The following is a 17,290-nucleotide window of genomic DNA, read 5'->3' as shown; positions in this document are numbered from 1 at the left end:
GGAGTGCTCCCAAGCACAGCGCCGTGATTGATGGAGGAGTGATAGTTATGGCCGGATATTTTGAGCTCGTTGATGCCCCCGACGGCGGGTACCGGATCAGGATGATGGACGGAAGCGGGAACCTGATGGCCATCTCGGTAACCTTTCCCACCAAGAGGGCTGCTGTGGCGGGCGTCGCGATGGCCCGGGAAATTGCCGGCACCGGCCTGATCCGGGACAAGAGCCTGGACGGGGCCGGATCGGTCATCCGCGACCGCGTGCGGCCCGTCAACTCCCCCAAGGAGGAGGCGGCCCGGCGGAAGAAAGCGCCGGAGGCACGACGGGCAGCGGTGAGCTGATGCCGGGTTCCACTCCACCCCCCGGCGGCCCGCGCCGGGGGGTCCTCTTTGACGTTGACGGGACGCTGATCGACTCGTCCTACATCCACACCGTCGCCTGGTGGGGGGCGTTCCGCCAGTACGGCCACGACGTGCCCATGGCGGCCATTCACCAACTCGTTGGCATGGGCGGCGCCCGGCTGGTGGACAATCTCCTGCCGTCCGGCCGCGACCGCGGCGAGGATGAGGACATCATGGCCAGCCACGGCGCGCTGTATGCCTCGCACTGGCCCTCCCTCCGCGCCCTCGACGGGGCCAAGGAACTGTTAGGCCGGTGCCATGCGGGCGGGCTGGCTGTGGCCCTGGCATCCTCGGCGAGGGACCGCGACCTCGAGGTGATGCGGTCCGTCCTCGACGCCGACCCCTTCATTGATGCCGCCACCAGCGCGAATGATGCGGAGGAAAGCAAGCCTGCGCCGGACATCCTGGAGGCGGCCCTGGCGGCCACCGGCCTCGATGCCGCAAACGTTGTCTACGTCGGGGACGCGGTATGGGACATGAAGGCGGCGGCGGCGCTGGGGATCCCTTCCATCGGCGTGACCTGCGGTGGAATCCAGGCCGGCCAGCTGCGTGACGCCGGCGCGGTGGAGGTCTACCAGGGACCGCGCGACCTGCTGGAAAACCTGGGCTCAAGTGCCATTGGCCGGCTGCTCGCGCTCCAGCCGAACGCCTGACAGCACCCCGCTTGACGGCACCCACGCCTGGCGGCGGTCATAACGGCTGGCCGCCGGGCACCGAATCCTCGTTGCCGGCGATGGCGGGCTTCGTCCACGACACCACCACCTTCACCGAGCCGTCGTCATTCCGCTCGATGTCAGTGGCCACCTCTGCTGCGGGCGCGCCCATTTCCGCGATCCGCGCGCGGTAGGTGCTGACCAGCTCAGCCAGGGTTTCTTCCGTCCATTCGCCCGGACGCATGCGGGTGGAGATCTCGACTGGTTCCGGCTGGTACAGCGACATGGCGTTCCTCTTTCCCGTTGTCTTTTGCCTGCCCTTCCTACGCTAGGAGCAGTCGACGGCGGTCACAAGGTTTTCATCAGCATGCTTACTTTTTTTCCCTAAAACAGATAGCGTCGAAGAAAGGGTGCCTGCAGGCGCCCTTCGCACGCCCCCGGAGAGAGCCCGGAGGCAGGACAGAGTGAAAGGGAGACTGTGAAAGCACTGACGTGGCAAGGAAAACGGTCGGTAAGCGTTGAAGAAGTACCCGATCCCGTCATCCAGGAACCGACGGATGCGATCGTCCGGATCACCTCCACAGCCATCTGCGGCTCGGACCTGCACCTCTACGAAGTCCTGGGGCCATACATGCACAAGGGCGACGTCATCGGCCACGAGCCGATGGGCATCGTGGAAGAAGTGGGAAGCGGCGTCACCAACCTCCGCAAGGGCGACCGCGTGGTGATTCCCTTCAACATCTCCTGCGGTTCCTGCTTCATGTGCAGCCAGGGCCTGCAGTCGCAGTGCGAAACCACACAGGTTCAGGAGAAGGGTTCCGGCGCGGCACTGTTCGGTTTCTCCGAGCTGTATGGATCCGTACCCGGCGGGCAGGCGGAATTCCTTCGCGTCCCGCACGCGGATTATGGCCCCATCAAGGTGGGCAGCGAGCTTTCGGATGAACGCTACCTGTTCCTTTCCGATATCCTGCCCACGGCGTGGCAGGGCGTGGAGTACGCCAATGTCCAGCCCGGTGGCACCTTGACGGTTTTCGGGCTGGGGCCCGTGGGCCAGTTCGCCACCCGGATCGGGATCCACCGCGGTTACCGGGTCATTGGTGTGGACCCGGTCCCGGAGCGGCGTGAAATGGCCGCCCGCCACGGCGTGGAAACCCTTGACTACAGCAAAGGCGTCGCCGACGAACTGCGGGAGATAACAGACGGCAGGGGCCCGAACGGCATCGTGGACGCCGTCGGTATGGAGGCGCACGGTTCCCCGGTGGCCGGCTTCGCCCACCAGGCCCTTGGCCTCCTGCCGGACAAGCTCGCACAGAAAGCGATGGAGACTGCCGGCGTGGACAAGCTGGCCGTGCTGCATACCGCAATCGACGCGGTCCGCCGCGGCGGCACCCTGTCGCTGAGCGGCGTCTACGGCGGCGAAGCCAGCCCCATGCCACTGATGACCATGTTCGACAAGCAGCTCCAGCTGCGCATGGGCCAGTGCAATGTCCGCAACTGGACGGACCAGCTCATCCCGCTGGTGGAGGACGACGCCGATCCGCTGGGCGTCATGGACCTGGTCACCCACCGCTCCAGCCTGGAGGGTGCGTCCGCCCTGTACGAAAAGTTCCAGAAGAAGGAAGACGGCTGCATCAAGGTGGTCCTCAACCCCGGCGCCTGATGCCCGGGTGTCTGTACACACAAGCAGGGGCGGTTACGGAAATCCGTAACCGCCCCTGCTCCTGTCCGGACAGGCCGGAAAACTCCTAGGTGAGCTTCACCTGGCGGTTCATGTCCTTGTAGAGCAGGTAGCGGAACTCACCCGGGCCGCCGGCGTAGCAGGCCTGCGGGCAGAAGGCACGCAGCCACATGAAGTCGCCGGCCTCCACCTCCACCCAGTCGTTGTTCAGCAGGTACATGGCCTTGCCCTCCAGGACGTACAGGCCGTGCTCCATGACATGGGTTTCCGGGAACGGGATCACGCCGCCCGGCTGGAAGGTCACGATGTTGACCTGCATGTCATGGGCGAGGTCGCTGGAGTCCGTGAAGCGGGTGGTCTTCCAGACGTCGTTGGTGTCCGGCATGGACGTGGGCGCCACGTCCTTTTCGTTGGTGACGAAGGACTTGGCCTCATAGCCTTCCAGGCGCTCGTAGGCCTTGCGGATCCAGTGGAAGGACACGATGTCGTCGGAGATGTTCTCCAGCCCCCACTGCGCGCCGGCCGCCAGGTAGGCGTAGCCGCCCTCCTCCAGCTGGTGCAGCTCGCCGTCGAGGGTCAGGTTGACCGTGCCCTTGGTGACGAAGACGACGCCCTCAACGCCTTCCTCGAACTCCGCCTTCGGCGCCCCGCCGCCGGGAGCGATTTCCACGATCAGCTGCGAGAACGTGGTGGCGAAACCGGAGATGGGGCGGGCAATGATCCAGGAGCGGGTCTTCGAGAAGCCGGGCAGGTTGGACGTGACGATGTCCGTCAGCACGCCCTTGGGGATGACCGTGTAAGCCTCGGTGACGATGGCGCGCTCGGTGGTGAGGTGGGTCTGCGGCGGCAGGCCGCCTTGCGGGTAGTAGTACTTGCCCATGAACGAAGGTCCTTTTCTTAGGAGTTTGACGTGGTGGCGAGCCGCGGGTGCGCCAGCGCGGTGAGCTGCGGAATCCCGACGCCGGCAAGCGCCTGGACTTCATCCGCACCGACTGCGCCGCACTGGACGCCGCGGAGCACGAAGGCGGCCAGGGCCCGTGCGGTGGCGGGCTCGTCCATGACGCCGCCTTCGGTCCGCTCCACATAGTTCCGCAGGCGGGCGGCGGCGGCCGGCAGGCCCTCGCGGTAGAACGCATAGGTGGCGGCAAACCGGCTGGGAAGCTGGGCCGGATGCAGGTCCCAGCCCTGGTAGTAGCCGCGTTCCAGCGACCGGCGGACCAGGCGCCCGTGCAGCTGCCAGGCGTTCTCCACGTTGTCGCCCACCGGGATGATGTTGGTGGACCCGTCGGAGAGCCTGATGCCGGTGCCGGCGACGGCCAGCTGCATGACCTCCTTGGCGAAGTCGGCCACCGGGTGCTCCATGGACTGGTACTCGGCAGAGATCTGCAGCGACGCCGAGTAGTCGTAGGTGCCGTAGTGCAGCCCGCTGATCCGGCCCGGCACGGCATGCGGCAGCTGCGCCACCGGGGAGGTGCCGTCGGGGCCGAGGATCAGCTGTGGCGTCTCCACCTGGACCTCGAAACGGAGCCGTCCGGCGGGCAGCGAGTGGACTTCCTCCAGCCGCGACACCGCGTAGTCCATTGCCTGGGCCTGGGCCACGGTGGTGACCTTGGGCAGGGTCAGGACCAGGCCCTCCGGCAGTTCGCCGGCGGCGGCGAGGCCGGAGACAAACAAGTCCAGGGTGCGCAGCCCCCGCGCACGGGTGGCCGCCTCGAAGCACTTGAAGCGGATGCCGATGAACGGGGGAGCGGACCCGGCCGAGACGGCGGCGGCCACCGCGGACGCCGCGGCAACCGCGGCGGCGTCCTCGGCGTCGTCGCCCCGGTCCCCGAAGCCGTCCTCAAAATCGAGGCGCAGGTCCTCGATAGGTTCGCTGGTGAGCTTCGCTTCCACGCGCCCGGCGACTGCTTCGGCGAGGCTGCCTTCCTGGCCCAGGAGCCGGCCCAGTGCTTCCAGGCCGCCGTGGGCGTTGGGCACAGCCAGCGCCTGGGCGCCCCAGTCGGCAGCGAACGACGGCGTGAACCGGTCCGCGGGCACGTAGACCGTATGCACGGGCTGGCGGGAGCCGTCGTCGCCCGGGTAGTTGCGCTCCAGCAGCCGGTCGGTGGCGGCCAGCTGCCCGTCGATGTGCGCGAGGTCCCCTGCGGACAGCGAGGGCCTGGATGCTGCGGCCATGCCTCAGCCCACCAGTTCGTAGGCCGGCGTGGTGAGGAAGTCCGTGTAGTCGTCGGAGAGGCAGATGTCCGCGATCAGTTCGCTGGCTGGCTGGTAGTAGCGGCGGAACGCTTCGTCGCCGAACTCCGTGCGGAGCCGTTCCGTCTCCTCGGCCAGGATCCGCTCCACCAGTTCCCTGGTCACGGTGTTGCCGGTGTCGGCCAGGACGGACTTGTTGCGGATCTGCTGCCATACCTGTGAGCGGGAGATTTCCGCGGTGGCGGCGTCCTCCATCAGGTTGTGGATGGCCACGGCACCGTTTCCGGACAGCCAGACGGCCGTGTAGGCGACAGCCACGTAGAGGTTCAGGCGCAGGCCGGCCTCTGTGACCTGGCCGTCGGCGGAGGAAACATCCAGCAGCTGTTCCGCCGTGACCGAGACGTCCATGCGCTGCTTGTCCACCTGGTTGGGCTTGTCGCCCAGCACCGAGTCGAAGACTTCGCGGCAGGTGGGGACCAGGTCCGGGTGGGCAACCCAGGAGCCGTCGAAGCCGTCGTTTGCCTCGCGGGTCTTGTCCGCCCGCACCTTTTCGAAGGCAGCCTCGGTGACTTCCGGGTGGCGCCGGTTGGGGATCACCGCGGCCATGCCGCCCATGGCGAAGGCGCCGCGCTTGTGGCAGGTCTTGACCAGGAGTTCGGTGTAGGCACGCATGAACGGCGCGGTCATCACCACGGAGGCGCGGTCCGGGAGGACGAATTCCTCGCCGGCGTCCCGGAAATACTTGATGATGCTGAACAGGTAGTCCCAGCGGCCGGCGTTCAGGCCGGAAGCGTGGTCCCGCAGTTCGTACAGGATCTCGTCCATCTCGAAGGCGGCCGGGATGGTCTCGATCAGCACGGTGGCGCGGATGGTGCCCTGGTGCAGTCCCAGGAAGTCCTGCGCGAAGACGAACACGTCGTTCCACAGCCGGGCTTCAAGGTGGCTCTCCATCTTGGGCAGGTAGTAGTACGGCCCCTGGCCGTTGAGCACCAGCTGCTTGGCGATGTGGAAGAAGTGCAGGCCGAAGTCCACCAGCGCACCTACGGCCGGCTCGCCGTTGACCAGCAGGTGCTTCTCCTGCATGTGCCAGCCGCGGGGGCGGGCCACCACCACGGCGAGCGGCGCGTCGGTGCGGAGGCGGTACTCCTTGCCTTCCTCCGAGGTGTAGCTGAGGGTGCCCTGGGCGGCGTCCCGGAGGTTCAGGATGGCGTCGATGACGTTGGCCCAGGTGGGTGTGCTGGCGTCCTCGAGGTCCGCCAGCCACACCTTGGCGCCGGAGTTCAGGGCGTTGATGGCCATCTTCGCCGGCGAGGCGGGCCCGGTCATCTCAACCCGGCGGTCCTGCAGGGCTGCCGGTGCGGGCGCAACCTTCCAGTCGCCGTCGCGCACGTCCTTGGTTTCCGGCAGGAAATCCAGCTTGCCGGTTTCTGCCACCCGCTGCCGCTTGACGGCGCGGGCCGCCAGCAGCTCGTTGCGCGTGCCGGCGAACCGGTTGTGAAGTTCCTCCACGAAGGCCAGTGCCTTGGGCGTGAGGATCTCCTCTGCGCGTGCGATGGGCCGGGGGTCTGTGACGGTGATGGCCATTTCTGGTCCTTTCCTTTGGCTGGACGTCGGGCGGTCAGGCGGAAGCCAGTGCTGCTGCTGGTTCCAAGGCGGAATCGGCCGGTTCAGCCGTTGCAACGTGTGCGGACCGGGCGGCCGCGGCCACCGCTGCGGCAACGTCGGCAGCCACATGGGGATCGAAGACGCTGGGGATAATGTAGCTGGCATTCAGCTCATCGTCAGCCACGCGGTTGGCAATGGCCTCCGCGGCGGCCACCAGCATGTCCGGTGTGATGTCCGAGGCTCCGGCGTCCAGCAGGCCGCGGAAGAAGCCGGGGAATGCCAGCACGTTGTTGATCTGGTTGGGGAAGTCGCTGCGGCCGGTGGCCACCACGGCGGCGTGCCGGGACGCGATGACGGGATCGATCTCGGGCGTGGGGTTGGCCATGGCGAACACGATGGCGTTCTCCGCCATGGCTGCCACCTGCTCCTCGCCGATCACGTGCGGTGCACTGACGCCGATGAAGACGTCCGCGCCCACGAGGGCCTCGTGCAGGCTACCGGCAAAGCCTTCCCCGTTGGTGTTCGCGGCGATCCACCTGCGGTGCTCATCCCCGTAGGTCTCGCCGGAGTGGATGGCACCGGAGCGGCCGGCGGCGATGATGTGCCGCGCACCCTGGGCTTTGAGGAGCTGGATGATGGCGGAGCCGGCGGCGCCGACGCCGGAGACCACGATCTTGACGTCCTCCAGCTTCTTGTCCACTACGCGCAGGGCGTTGACCAGGGCTGCGAGCGTGACGATGGCGGTGCCGTGCTGGTCATCGTGGAACACGGGGATGTCCAGCTCCTCGCGGAGCCGGTTCTCGATCTCGAAGCAGCGCGGGGCGGCGATGTCCTCAAGGTTGATGCCGCCGTAGACGGGGGCCATGGCCTTGGCGATCATGATGATTTCTTCGGTGTCCTGGGTGTCCAGGCAGACCGGCCACGCGTCCACGTTGGCGAACTGCTTGAACAGGGCAGCCTTGCCCTCCATTACGGGGAGGGCTGCGGCGGGGCCGATGTTGCCCAGGCCCAGGACGGCCGAACCGTCGGTGAGGACGGCGATGGTGTTGCGCTTGACCGTCAGGTTGCGGGCTGCCGCGGGATCCTCGGCAATCGCCAGGCAAACGCGGGCGACGCCGGGCGTGTAGGCGCGGGAGAGGTCGTCCCGGTTGCGCAGGGCTACCTTCGGGACGACCTCGAGCTTGCCGCCCAGGTGCATCAGGAACGTGCGGTCCGAGACGTGCTGGACCGTGACGCCGTCGAGCGCGTCCAGGGCGTCCTTGATGCGGGCGGCGTGGGCGTCGTCGGTGGTGTTGCAGGTGACGTCCACCACCAGGGTCTCGTGGTGGGATTCGCTGACGTCCAGGGCGGTGATTGCTGCGCCTGCGGCTCCCACGGCTGCGGCGAGTTCGCTGGTGGCGCTGAAGCTTGACGGTGCTTCCACGCGCAGGGTGATCGAATTTCCGGGGCTGGGGTTCGCCATTGAATGTCCTCCTGTTGGGCCTTGGGCCGGCTGCTGCTCGGATCCGAATGTTTTCGTATTATGGATATTATTATCTACTTTATGGAAACACAATCCCTCCGATTGCGACCGGAGGCCAACGTCGCCGTGGAAACCCGCGTGCTGTATCTTGGGTGTTCTAAGCAATTCTTTTCACGATGCGGATAAGAGTTGTCGGATTCCGAGCCGTAGGAGACAACGGAATGGCAGAAAAAGCCTCTGGTGGGGTGCAGTCGGTGGAGCGCGTCTTCGAACTGCTGGAACTCATCACCGATGCCGGCGGCGACGTCACGCTCAGCGAGCTGTCGTCCTCCACGGACCTGCCGCTGCCCACCATCCACCGCCTGCTGAGGACCCTGGTGTCGCTGGGCTACATCCGGCAGCTGCCCAACCGGCGCTACGCCCTTGGTCCCCGGCTCATCAGGCTGGGGGAGGGTGCCAACAAACAGCTGGGTGCCCTGGCCCAGCCGCAGCTGAAGATCCTGGTGGACCGGCTGGGGGAGACCTCCAACATGGCTGTGCTGGACTCGGACATGGTGATCTACGTGGCCCAGGTGCCGTCGCTGCATTCCATGCGCATGTTCACCGAAGTGGGCCGGCGCGCCCATACCCATGCCACCGGCGTGGGCAAGGCCATCCTGGCCCAACTCGACGACGACACGGTCCGCGGCATCGTGGCCAGGGCCGGGATGCCCACCCCTACCGCCAAGAGCATCGGAGACGTGGACGAACTCCTGGCGGACCTTAAGCTCATCCGCGAGCGGGGATACTCCATTGACGAGGAAGAGCAGGAACTGGGTGTCCGCTGCTTCGCCATGGCAGTGCCCAACGCGCCCACCCCCACGGCGATTTCCGTATCCGGTCCCGTATCCCGGGTGGACGAGGACTTCGCCGACAAGGCCGTGCCGGTCCTCCGCGAAGCGGCCGAGGCCATCTCCCGCGAGCTCAACCGCACCTGACGCACCTGCCCTGCGCGGGCGGTGCCAACCACGCGCGACGGCGGCCCCTCCTTTCCGGAGCGGGCCGCCGTCGTCGTTTGCGTGGAAGGTCAGTGCTCTGTTGCCTTGCCGGCTGACTGGATGGGGACTTCCTTACCGTCGCAGTCGATGAGCTTGCCGTTCTCGAAGCGGTCGCCTTCGGCCAGGCACCGGAGGTCCTCCGAGCGCACCAGCCGCTCCGTGCCGGCCACGAAAACGGACTGATTGTCCGAATTTCCGGCCCGGAGGTGGTTGAACAGCAGGTTCAGCAGGATGGCCATCACGGCGGCCGAGCTGATGCCGGAGTGGAAGATGGTGCCGAACCAGGACGGGAACTGGTCGTAGAAGGCCGGGGCGGCGATGGGGATCATGCCGAAGCCGATGGAGGCGGCCACCACGATCAGGTTCATGTTGTTCTTGTAGTCCACCTTGGACAATGTCCGGATGCCGCTGGCCGCAACTGTGCCGAAGAGCACGACGCCGGCACCGCCCAGGACGGGGGTGGGCACCGCGGCCACCACCCGGCCAAGGACCGGCAGCAGGCCAAGGACCACCAGGATCACGCCGCCGGCGCTGACCACGAACCGGCTCTTGACGCCGGTGATGGCCACCAGTCCCACGTTCTGCGCGAAGGCGCTCTGGGTGAAGGAGTTGAACAGCGGGGAGACGGCGCTGGACAGCATGTCCGCCCGCAGGCCGTTGCCGATCCGCTTGGAGTCCACCTTGGTTCCAACGATCTCGCCCACGGCAATGATGTCTGCGGAGGTCTCGGTGAGGGTGACCAGGATGACGATCAGCATGGAGATGATGGCGGCGAGTTCAAACGTGGGCGGTCCGAACGCGAAGGGGGTGGGGAAGGCGACGATCCCGCCCTGGCCCACCTTGGAGAAGTCGGCCATGCCGAACGCGACGGCAATCAGCGTGCCCAGGACCATGGCCAGCAGGATGGACAGCCGGGAGATGGCGGCGCTGCCCACCTTGCTCAACAGCAGGACGATGCCCATGGTGGCTGCTGCCAGGCCGATGTTCGCAACGCTGCCGTAGTTGGGCGCCTTGTTGTTGCCGCCCATGGCCCAGTTTGCGGCAACCGGCATCAGCGTCAGGCCGATGGTGGTGATCACCGTGCCGGTGACCACCGGCGGGAAGAACCGGATGATCTTCGAGAACAGGGGGGTGATCAGCAGGCCGATCAGGGAGGCCGCGATGACCGAACCGAAGACGGCCTGGATGCCCCCGCCGCCGTGGACGATAGCCACCATCGTGGAGACCCCTGCGAAGGAGACGCCCTGGACCAGCGGCAGCTGCGAACCGAAGAAGGGGACGCCGACCGTCTGCAGGATGGTGGCCAGGCCGCCGACGAAAAGGCAGGCCGCAATGAGCAGGCCAATGTCCTGGGAGTTCATGCCTGCGGCCGCGCCGATGATCAGGGGCGGGGCAATGATGCCGCCGTACATTGTGAGGACGTGCTGGAAGCCGTACGCAAACATGCTTCCGATCGGGAGGCGCTGGTCCTCGGGGCGGGCGGGCCGTGCGCCTTTTTCGGCGGCTGCAGTGGCCAGTTTCTTCTTGGTGTTCATGGCAGACTTTCTTGGTTCATGGCAGACGTCATCGTCTGGCTAACGTTGTCTGGCTAACAGGTGAAGCTGTGGGGTGGCCTCGACGGGCCCAGCCGCCAATGGTGGTTGGGCCCGTCGAAACCTGTTGTCGTGCTTTAGCAGAAGCCGGCGATGCCCGACCAGGCGGCCGGGGCCGCCGCAGCGTCCTCGCGCTGGACGGTGGCCTCGATCAGGCCGTACGGGCGGTCGGCCGCGTAGAAGACCTCATTGGGGTTGTCCAGGCCGAATGGGGAAAGGTCCACCAGGAAGTGGTGCTTGTTGGGCATGGAGAACTTGATCTCGTCGATTTCGCTGTGCGCCTCCAGGACCTTGGCGCCCATGTCGAACAGGGTCTGCTGCAGTGCATGGGAGTACTTTTCCGTGAAGCCTTCGAGCAGGAGGCCCTTGACGTCGTCGTAGCTCTTGTTGAAGTCCAGCGCGCTGAAATCGGTGCCGGTCTTGAAGCGCCAGCGGGCCGAAACGTCCGTTGCAAGGATGCGGTCGGTGGTCTCGGGAAGCGTGGTGTAGCGGTCCCGGGGGTAGCCGACAAAGCCGGACTGGGTGGACTTGAGGACGGTGAGGTCCTTCAGCCCGGAAATCAGGTGGCTGGTGGCCCCGTCACGGACCAGGACGGCGGTCCGGACTTCCTGGCCGTTGCGGACGAACGAGTGGTCGTGTTCGCTGCCGTGGGCCTGGATCCGGTTCCATGCGTAGGACTCGGCTTCCCAGCGGCCGCCGGTGACCCAGTCGAAGCTGGACGTGAAGTGCTCGCCGAGGCGCAGCAGGAACGCTTCCGGCGAGCCGATGCCCTCACGGGCGAAGGCGTAGATGGTGTTCTTCTGGGTGTCCGTGGCCACCACGTGGGCGTTGTCGCCCTCAAGGTGGGCCGCGGCAAAGTCGCCCCGCAGCTGCGAGGTGACGTTCAGGTCCTCGATCTCGTGGCGGTTGGTGTCGCGGGTGATCTTGACGACGCGCACTTCTGCCTTGCCGTACTGGTTTTCGCCGAGGATGATCTTGCTGCTCATGGTCTTTTCCCAACTTCCGGTAAGTGGAACCTAGGTTCCATCACTGAAATTAAGCGCGCATTTCATGCGCGTTTCCGATGGAGCCGACCCAACAAAAAAGAGCCGGCATCCGTTGATGCCAGCTCATTACGACCCTGCCTGCTGCTCCCAGGTTACGTGACGTGCGCCACGAGTTGCCTAACAGCGTACCTCCGCAAACCGGTGGTGTACATCACAAGGCCAAAAATCATTTTATGACTGCCGTACGCCCAGCCGGCCCCGGAGCGCCATCGACGGCACCGTTGACGGCAAGCTGCTCCACTACCTACACTTTTCATATAGCAATAAATAAATTCCGAGCTACGGAAACGCTATAGGAACAGGAGGAGCAGATGAACCCCCAGGAACAGAACCAGGTTGTGGAATTCCCGGCGCCGGGCCAGGAGTTGTACCTGCCCTTCGGAGCCAGTGATCCCGACTTCTACATTCCGGCCGACCACGAGCGGCGGTCCGGAGGCTTTTCACGCTGGCTCCGCGCCCTTCCGGTGTTCGGGCGCCGCTGACCCCGGCCGCCGCTGACCCCTGGCCGGGCGTCAGGAGCCGGGGCCTCCGGGCCACTGCTTGCCCGCCCAGGGGTCGTAGTCCGCGACGAGCTCCTCCTGGGGCGGCCGGTCCGCCTCGGGTACATGCTGCAGGTTTACCCGCACCCGGTACCAGAGCGAGCTGGATCCACGCATCCCGTCCACAAGGACATCGGCGGGCTGAAGGGCCGCCACGACGCCGGCGTGCCGGGACCTCCATTCATCGAGCGCGGCGAGCGCCTCGGGCTTGGTCCTGGTCCGGGCCACTTCGATGAGCGGCATCACCGACTGCCGGCGTCCGGATCCGTTGCCGCCGCGCGGTGCCTTCTCTGCGGGACCCAGTTTTTCGGCAAGGGCCAGGAGTCCATCGAGCCTGCCCACCGCGCCGTCAATACCCGCATGCGGATCGCCGATCTCGGCGAACCGCTCCAGGACGGTGGGCACCGTGAACTGTTCCGGCCTGGCGGTGCGCACCTCTTCCCAGGTAAGCGGCGCCGAGACCCGGGCATCGGGCAGCGGCCTGACTGAATAGGCGGAGGCCACGGTGCGGTCCTTGGCGTTCTGGTTGAAGTCCACGAACACGCTCTCGCCGCGCTCCTCCTTCCACCACCGTGCCGTGGCGAGTCCGGGAGCGCGGTTTTCCACCTCCCGGGCCAGGGTTTCCGCAGCGAGCCGGACATCGCGGTAGGACCACTCCGGGGCAATGCGCACCAGGATGTGCAGCCCCCGCGAACCGCTGGTCTTCGGCCACCCCACCAGGCCTACGTCCGCCAGGACCTCCTGCGCCACGTAGGCCACGTCCACGATCTGCGGCCAGTCCACTCCCGGCATGGGGTCCAGGTCCACGCGGAGTTCGTCCGGGTGTTCCAGGTCCTCTGCCCGGACCGGGTGCGGGTTCAGGTCAAGGCAGCCGAGGTTGATCACCCAGGCCAGGCCGGCCGCATCGCGGATCACTGCCTCCTCCGCCGAGGTCCCGGACGCGTAATGCAGCGTGGTGGTGTCAATAAAGGGCGGGTGGTTTTCCGGAACGCGCTTCTGGAAGAACGGCTCCGCGTCGATCCCCTTGGGAAACCGCTTGAGCACCATCGGCCGCCCTCCCGCACCCCGCAGCGCTCCGTCCGCCACAGCCAGGTAATAGCGCACCAGGTCAAGCTTGGTCAGCCCCGGCTGGGGGAATACCACCTTGTCCGGGCTGGAGATCCGGACCTCAACACCCTCGATATCCAGGACTTCGGCCGGCGTCTTTGACGGAGTCATGCCGCCACGGTAGCAGCGGCCAGTATCCCTGTCAGCCGTTTATCAGGCGCCGTGCCGCGGCAGAGTGCTCCGCGATGAGCCCCGCCACGTCCAATCCCGGAACCTGGCCGTCCACCACACGCCACTGCCCGCCGACCATCACCCGGTCCGCCCGGTCCGCGGCGCACAGGAGGAGGGCGGCCACGGGATCGTGGCTGCCGGAGAAACGCAGGTCGTCGAGCCGGAAGAGTGCCAGGTCCGCCTGCATCCCGGGTGCCAGCTGGCCCAGTCCGGTTCTGCCCAGGACCGCGGCGGATCCGCGGGTGGCCCAGCCCAGGGCCCGTTCCACCGGTACATCGGCCCCGTAGCGCAGCCGCTGGAGGTAGAGGGCCTGCCGCGCTTCCAGCATCATGTTGGAGGCGTCATTGGATGCCGAACCGTCAACGCCCAGCCCCACCGGAACTCCGGCGTCTTCCAGTTCCAGGACCCGGGCGGTGCCTGACGCCAGACGCATGTTGGAGGTGGGGCAATGCGCCACCGAGGTCCCCGCGGCACCCAGCCGGGCGATCTCCGCGTCGCTGAAATGGATGCCGTGGCCCAGCCAGGTGCGGTCCGTCAACCAGCCGACGCTGTCCAGGTAGTCCACCGTCCGCAGCCCGAACATCTCCCGGCAGAAGTCCTCCTCGTCGAGGGTTTCTGCCAGGTGGGTGTGCAGCCGGACGTCCAGCCGCCCGGCGAGGGCCGCGCTTTCGGCCATGATCTCCTTGGTTACCGAGAACGGGGAGCACGGCGCCAGCGCAATCTGGATCACCGCGTCATCGCCGCGCTCGTGGTACCGGCCCACCAGGCGCTCGCTGTCCGCCAGCACCACTTCCGGGGCCTGCACGGTGGACTGCGGCGGCAGGCCGCCGTCGTCCGTTCCCAGCGTCATGGACCCGCGGGTGAGGGTGGCCCGCATGCCCAGCCGGCGCACCGCCTCCACTTCAATGTCAATGGCGTCCTCAAGGCCCGCGGGAAAAAGGTAGTGGTGGTCGGCAGCGGTGGTGCAGCCCGAGAGCAGCAGTTCGGCAAGGGCCACCGTGGTGGCCAGTTCCAGGTCTTTCGGCGTCAGCCGGGCCCATACCGGATAAAGGTTCTGCAGCCACGGGAACAGCGGGGCGTTGGCCACCGGACCCCACGCCCGGGTGAGGGTTTGGTAGAAGTGGTGGTGCGTGTTGACCAGGCCCGGCAGCAGGACGTGGCTGCCGGCGTCGAACGTTTCGGTGCAGGGCGCGGCCGGCTTCTGCCCCGCTGCCAGGACTTCTTCAATCACTCCGCCGTTGACCACCACGCCACCCGAGGCGTCAAGAGTGTTGGCGGTGAAGGCGGCCAGGGGGCTCCGGATCCACAGGCGGGAGGCGGGCGCTGGATGGGGATGGGGCATGGGATGTCCTGTTCTGGGCGCAGTGGCAGTTGTTCCAGCTCAGTGAGGCCCTGTCTGCTGATCCAGGTGCCCGCCACCTGCGGGCAGGACGGGTGGGATCAGACTAGGAAAAGGCCTCCACCTGCGTCAATGGAAGTGATTGTGACTGCGTGGCGGCATCCGCCGTGAAGGCGTCGAAACATGGATTTCACATTGCGAAATTAAATTTCCAGAAAACTATGGCGCAGCCCACAAAGCGGTGCTAATCTCGATTCTGCCAAAGGCGGGCGCCCCTCCTCGGGGAAGCTATCTACCAGGCGCAACTTAACCTTCACAGCACATGCTGAAGCCTGGTAACCGTTCGCACCTGGTTCTACTGGTACTGCACGGCATCAGGCTTCCCGGCAAAAGGAAGTCGCATCATGAGTACCACCGTCACGGCCGAACAATTTCTGGCCCGCTCCATCCGGCTGGCAACGGCCAACGTCCTTAACAGCGGAGGCCCGTTCGGCGCCATGATCGTCACGGCGGACGGCCAAACGTTCGACGGCGTCAACCGTGTCACAGCGGACAACGATCCCACCGCCCACGCCGAAGTCACCGCCATCCGCACCGCCTGCCGCGAACTGGGCACCTTCGACCTCAGCGGCGCAGTCCTGTACACCAGCTGCGAGCCATGCCCCATGTGCCTGGCGTCCGCACTTTGGGCCCGGGTGGGCCGCGTGGTCTACGCCGCGGACCGCCACGACGCCGCCTCCGTCGGCTTTGACGACGCCGTCTTCTACGAATACTTCGAAAACCAGGACAGGGACTCCCTGATGCCGGTATCCAAACTGGAGCTGGGCGATCCCCAGGCCCCGGCACCACTGGAGCCGTTCAACACCTGGAACACGCTCGAATCCAGGATCGACTACTAGGCGGCTGGGATGACCATCCTGGACCATTCCCACGAGGAGCATCCGGCTCCAACCACCAGCACCTCCCGGCGGGCGCCGCGCACTTCGGCACAGGGACCGCACGTCCCGCTGCCGCCGGCCCCGGAATCCTTCCTGGACCGCTTCTTCCAGGTCACCCGGCGCGGCTCAACCCTTGCCCGCGAATTCCGCGGGGGCCTGGTCACCTTCTTCACCATGGCGTACATCGTCATCCTGAACCCCCTCATCCTCGGCGGGTTCAGCGCGGACAACGCCCCCACCGACGTCGCCGGGGGCTGGCTATCCGCAGCCCAGGTGGGTGCCGTCACCGGCCTCACCGCCGGCGTCATGACCATCCTCTTTGGCCTCATCGCCAACCTGCCCTTCGGACTTGCCGCCGGCCTGGGCATCAACTCCTTCCTGGCCGTCTCGGTGATCCAGGAAGTCACCTGGCCCGAGGCCATGGGCCTGGTGGTGATCAACGGCATCCTGATCGTCCTCTTCGGCGTCACCGGCGCCCGGACCGCCATCTTCCGGGCAGTGCCCAAGGAACTGAAGGCCGCCATCACCGTGGGCATCGGCCTGTTCATCGCCTTCATCGGCTTCGTGGACTCCGGCTTCGTCCGGCCCACGGCAGGCGGTCCGCCGGTCCAACTGGGCGACGGCGGCTCCATCACCTCGGTACCCACGCTCGTCTTCGTCATCGGCCTCCTTGCCATGGGGATCCTGGTGGCGCGCAAGGTCCAGGGCGGCCTGCTCATCGGCATCGTCGGCACCACCGTGCTGGCCGCCGTCGTGGAAGCCGTCCTGAAGCTTGGCCCGGCCAGCGCCACCAACCCCGGCGGCTGGCACCTGAACACCCCCGTCCTGTCCGGCCGGCTGGTCTCGGCACCGGACCTCGGTTTGGTGGGGCAGTTCGACCTGTTCGGCTCGTTCGCCCGGATCGGCGGCCTGGCCGCCACCATGCTGGTGTTCACGCTGGTGTTCACCAACTTCTTCGACGCCATGGGAACCATGACCGGCCTGGCCAGGAGCGCCGGCGTCGCCCACAAGGACGGCACGTTCCCGCGGCTGAAAGCGGCCTTCATCGTGGAAGGCTTCGGCGCCGTGGCGGGCGGGGCAACCTCCGGTTCCTCCAACACCGTGTACATCGACTCCGCCGCCGGCATCGGCGAAGGGGCACGGACCGGCCTGGCCTCGGTGGTCACCGGCGTGCTGTTCCTCGGCTCGATGTTCCTCACCCCGCTCACCAGCGTGGTGCCGCTCGAGGTCGCGGCCGCCGCCCTGGTGGTGGTGGGGGCGATGATGATGGCGCAGATCCGGGAGATCAAGTTCACCAAGTTCACCGTGGCCCTGCCGGCATTCCTGACCATCGTCACCATGCCGCTGACCTACTCGATCGCCAACGGCATCGGTGTTGGCTTCGTGAGCTGGGCCGTCATCGGGGCTGCGTCAGGCAAGGCGAAGAAAATCCATCCGCTGATGTGGGTGGTGAGCATCGGGTTCCTGGTGTACTTCGCCCGCGGTCCGATCAACCACCTGCTCGGAGGCTGAGCTTGCCCCAGCCACACCGG

General features: G+C 66.6%; 16 protein-coding genes. 7 read left to right on the top strand and 9 right to left on the bottom strand.

The annotated features are described in order from the left end of the window. Positions 1-47: 47 nt before the first annotated feature. The gene (locus LDO14_RS17235; protein ID WP_018770571.1) at positions 48-338 is read left to right on the top strand and encodes a hypothetical protein; all 291 of its coding nucleotides are present in this window, start codon (positions 48-50) and stop codon (positions 336-338) included. After that, positions 338-1,051, top strand: a complete 714-nt coding sequence (locus LDO14_RS17230; RefSeq protein WP_223992667.1) for an HAD family hydrolase — start codon at positions 338-340, stop codon at positions 1,049-1,051. Before LDO14_RS17235 ends, LDO14_RS17230 begins: the two co-directional genes overlap by 1 nt. A 37-nt stretch (positions 1,052-1,088) precedes the next feature. On the opposite strand, the gene LDO14_RS17225 is transcribed toward LDO14_RS17230, so the two are convergent. Beyond that, entirely contained in the window at positions 1,089-1,337 is a 249-nt protein-coding gene (locus tag LDO14_RS17225; protein WP_223992666.1) for a hypothetical protein, read from the bottom strand. A 192-nt stretch (positions 1,338-1,529) separates the two neighbouring features. Here LDO14_RS17225 and LDO14_RS17220 point away from each other — a divergent pair, with 192 nt between their 5' ends. Further along, positions 1,530-2,711 carry a zinc-dependent alcohol dehydrogenase gene (locus tag LDO14_RS17220; RefSeq protein WP_223992665.1) on the top strand — a complete coding sequence of 394 codons (1,182 nt, stop codon included), beginning with the start codon at positions 1,530-1,532 and terminating at the stop codon, positions 2,709-2,711. An 85-nt stretch (positions 2,712-2,796) separates the two neighbouring features. Here the strand turns inward: LDO14_RS17220 and LDO14_RS17215 are convergent, their stop codons facing one another. From LDO14_RS17215 to LDO14_RS17200, 4 genes are read right to left on the bottom strand one after another with little or no spacing between them, the layout of a single operon-like run. After that, positions 2,797-3,609, bottom strand: coding sequence for a bifunctional allantoicase/(S)-ureidoglycine aminohydrolase (locus LDO14_RS17215; protein ID WP_018770567.1), 813 nt, complete (start codon positions 3,607-3,609; stop codon positions 2,797-2,799). Between the two features lie 17 nt (positions 3,610-3,626). After that, entirely contained in the window at positions 3,627-4,904 is a 1,278-nt protein-coding gene (locus tag LDO14_RS17210; RefSeq protein WP_223992664.1) for an aldolase, read from the bottom strand. Positions 4,905-4,907: 3 nt separating this feature from the next. Continuing rightward, positions 4,908-6,506 carry a malate synthase A gene (gene aceB, locus LDO14_RS17205; protein WP_223992663.1) on the bottom strand — a complete coding sequence of 533 codons (1,599 nt, stop codon included), beginning with the start codon at positions 6,504-6,506 and terminating at the stop codon, positions 4,908-4,910. A 34-nt stretch (positions 6,507-6,540) separates the two neighbouring features. After that, a complete protein-coding gene (locus tag LDO14_RS17200; RefSeq protein WP_223992661.1) occupies positions 6,541-7,989 on the bottom strand; it encodes an NAD-dependent malic enzyme in 1,449 nt (482 codons plus the stop codon). A gap of 221 nt (positions 7,990-8,210) precedes the next feature. Between LDO14_RS17200 and LDO14_RS17195 the strand changes: the two genes are divergently transcribed. Beyond that, positions 8,211-8,966: an IclR family transcriptional regulator gene (locus tag LDO14_RS17195; protein ID WP_018769696.1), complete on the top strand. Its 756-nt coding sequence runs from the start codon at positions 8,211-8,213 to the stop codon at positions 8,964-8,966. A gap of 89 nt (positions 8,967-9,055) precedes the next feature. On the opposite strand, the gene LDO14_RS17190 is transcribed toward LDO14_RS17195, so the two are convergent. Next, the gene (locus LDO14_RS17190; RefSeq protein WP_018769697.1) at positions 9,056-10,561 is read right to left on the bottom strand and encodes a nucleobase:cation symporter-2 family protein; all 1,506 of its coding nucleotides are present in this window, start codon (positions 10,559-10,561) and stop codon (positions 9,056-9,058) included. A 134-nt stretch (positions 10,562-10,695) separates the two neighbouring features. Further along, positions 10,696-11,604, bottom strand: coding sequence for a factor-independent urate hydroxylase (pucL, locus tag LDO14_RS17185; protein ID WP_018769698.1), 909 nt, complete (start codon positions 11,602-11,604; stop codon positions 10,696-10,698). 371 nt (positions 11,605-11,975) lie between these two features. Here pucL and LDO14_RS17180 point away from each other — a divergent pair, with 371 nt between their 5' ends. Then, complete coding sequence (locus tag LDO14_RS17180; protein WP_018769699.1) at positions 11,976-12,146, top strand: hypothetical protein; 171 nt, start codon at positions 11,976-11,978, stop codon at positions 12,144-12,146. A gap of 30 nt (positions 12,147-12,176) precedes the next feature. Here the strand turns inward: LDO14_RS17180 and ligD are convergent, their stop codons facing one another. Then, positions 12,177-13,421 (bottom strand): non-homologous end-joining DNA ligase, encoded by a 1,245-nt coding sequence (ligD, locus tag LDO14_RS17175; protein WP_223992657.1) that lies wholly within the window; start codon positions 13,419-13,421, stop codon positions 12,177-12,179. 31 nt (positions 13,422-13,452) lie between these two features. Next, positions 13,453-14,823: an 8-oxoguanine deaminase gene (locus tag LDO14_RS17170; RefSeq protein WP_223992655.1), complete on the bottom strand. Its 1,371-nt coding sequence runs from the start codon at positions 14,821-14,823 to the stop codon at positions 13,453-13,455. A gap of 401 nt (positions 14,824-15,224) precedes the next feature. On the opposite strand from LDO14_RS17170, the gene LDO14_RS17165 reads away from it, so the two are divergent. Next, entirely contained in the window at positions 15,225-15,719 is a 495-nt protein-coding gene (locus LDO14_RS17165) for a nucleoside deaminase (protein ID WP_018769702.1), read from the top strand. Positions 15,720-15,728: 9 nt separating this feature from the next. After that, positions 15,729-17,270: an NCS2 family permease gene (locus LDO14_RS17160; protein WP_056391396.1), complete on the top strand. Its 1,542-nt coding sequence runs from the start codon at positions 15,729-15,731 to the stop codon at positions 17,268-17,270. The last annotated feature ends 20 nt before the right edge of the window (positions 17,271-17,290 follow it).

Source organism: Arthrobacter sp. NicSoilB11 (assembly GCF_019977375.1).
Classification (GTDB): domain Bacteria; phylum Actinomycetota; class Actinomycetes; order Actinomycetales; family Micrococcaceae; genus Arthrobacter.
Note: the sequence above shows the minus strand (reverse complement) of the source record. Positions and strands in the feature narration are given on the sequence as shown.

Bases quoted from the DNA above. Each gene is read 5' to 3' on its own strand.
- LDO14_RS17230 (WP_223992667.1), top strand. From the start codon at position 338: ATGCCGGGTTCCACTCCACCCCCCGGCGGCCCGCGCCGGGGGGTCCTC.
- LDO14_RS17190 (WP_018769697.1), bottom strand. From the start codon at position 10,561: ATGAACACCAAGAAGAAACTGGCCACTGCAGCCGCCGAAAAAGGCGCA.
- LDO14_RS17165 (WP_018769702.1), top strand. From the start codon at position 15,225: ATGAGTACCACCGTCACGGCCGAACAATTTCTGGCCCGCTCCATCCGG.
- LDO14_RS17200 (WP_223992661.1), bottom strand. From the start codon at position 7,989: ATGGCGAACCCCAGCCCCGGAAATTCGATCACCCTGCGCGTGGAAGCA.
- LDO14_RS17195 (WP_018769696.1), top strand. From the start codon at position 8,211: ATGGCAGAAAAAGCCTCTGGTGGGGTGCAGTCGGTGGAGCGCGTCTTC.
- LDO14_RS17170 (WP_223992655.1), bottom strand. From the start codon at position 14,823: ATGCCCCATCCCCATCCAGCGCCCGCCTCCCGCCTGTGGATCCGGAGC.
- LDO14_RS17225 (WP_223992666.1), bottom strand. From the start codon at position 1,337: ATGTCGCTGTACCAGCCGGAACCAGTCGAGATCTCCACCCGCATGCGT.
- pucL (WP_018769698.1), bottom strand. From the start codon at position 11,604: ATGAGCAGCAAGATCATCCTCGGCGAAAACCAGTACGGCAAGGCAGAA.
- LDO14_RS17180 (WP_018769699.1), top strand. From the start codon at position 11,976: ATGAACCCCCAGGAACAGAACCAGGTTGTGGAATTCCCGGCGCCGGGC.
- aceB (WP_223992663.1), bottom strand. From the start codon at position 6,506: ATGGCCATCACCGTCACAGACCCCCGGCCCATCGCACGCGCAGAGGAG.
- LDO14_RS17215 (WP_018770567.1), bottom strand. From the start codon at position 3,609: ATGGGCAAGTACTACTACCCGCAAGGCGGCCTGCCGCCGCAGACCCAC.
- LDO14_RS17235 (WP_018770571.1), top strand. From the start codon at position 48: ATGGCCGGATATTTTGAGCTCGTTGATGCCCCCGACGGCGGGTACCGG.
- LDO14_RS17210 (WP_223992664.1), bottom strand. From the start codon at position 4,904: ATGGCCGCAGCATCCAGGCCCTCGCTGTCCGCAGGGGACCTCGCGCAC.
- LDO14_RS17160 (WP_056391396.1), top strand. From the start codon at position 15,729: ATGACCATCCTGGACCATTCCCACGAGGAGCATCCGGCTCCAACCACC.
- ligD (WP_223992657.1), bottom strand. From the start codon at position 13,421: ATGACTCCGTCAAAGACGCCGGCCGAAGTCCTGGATATCGAGGGTGTT.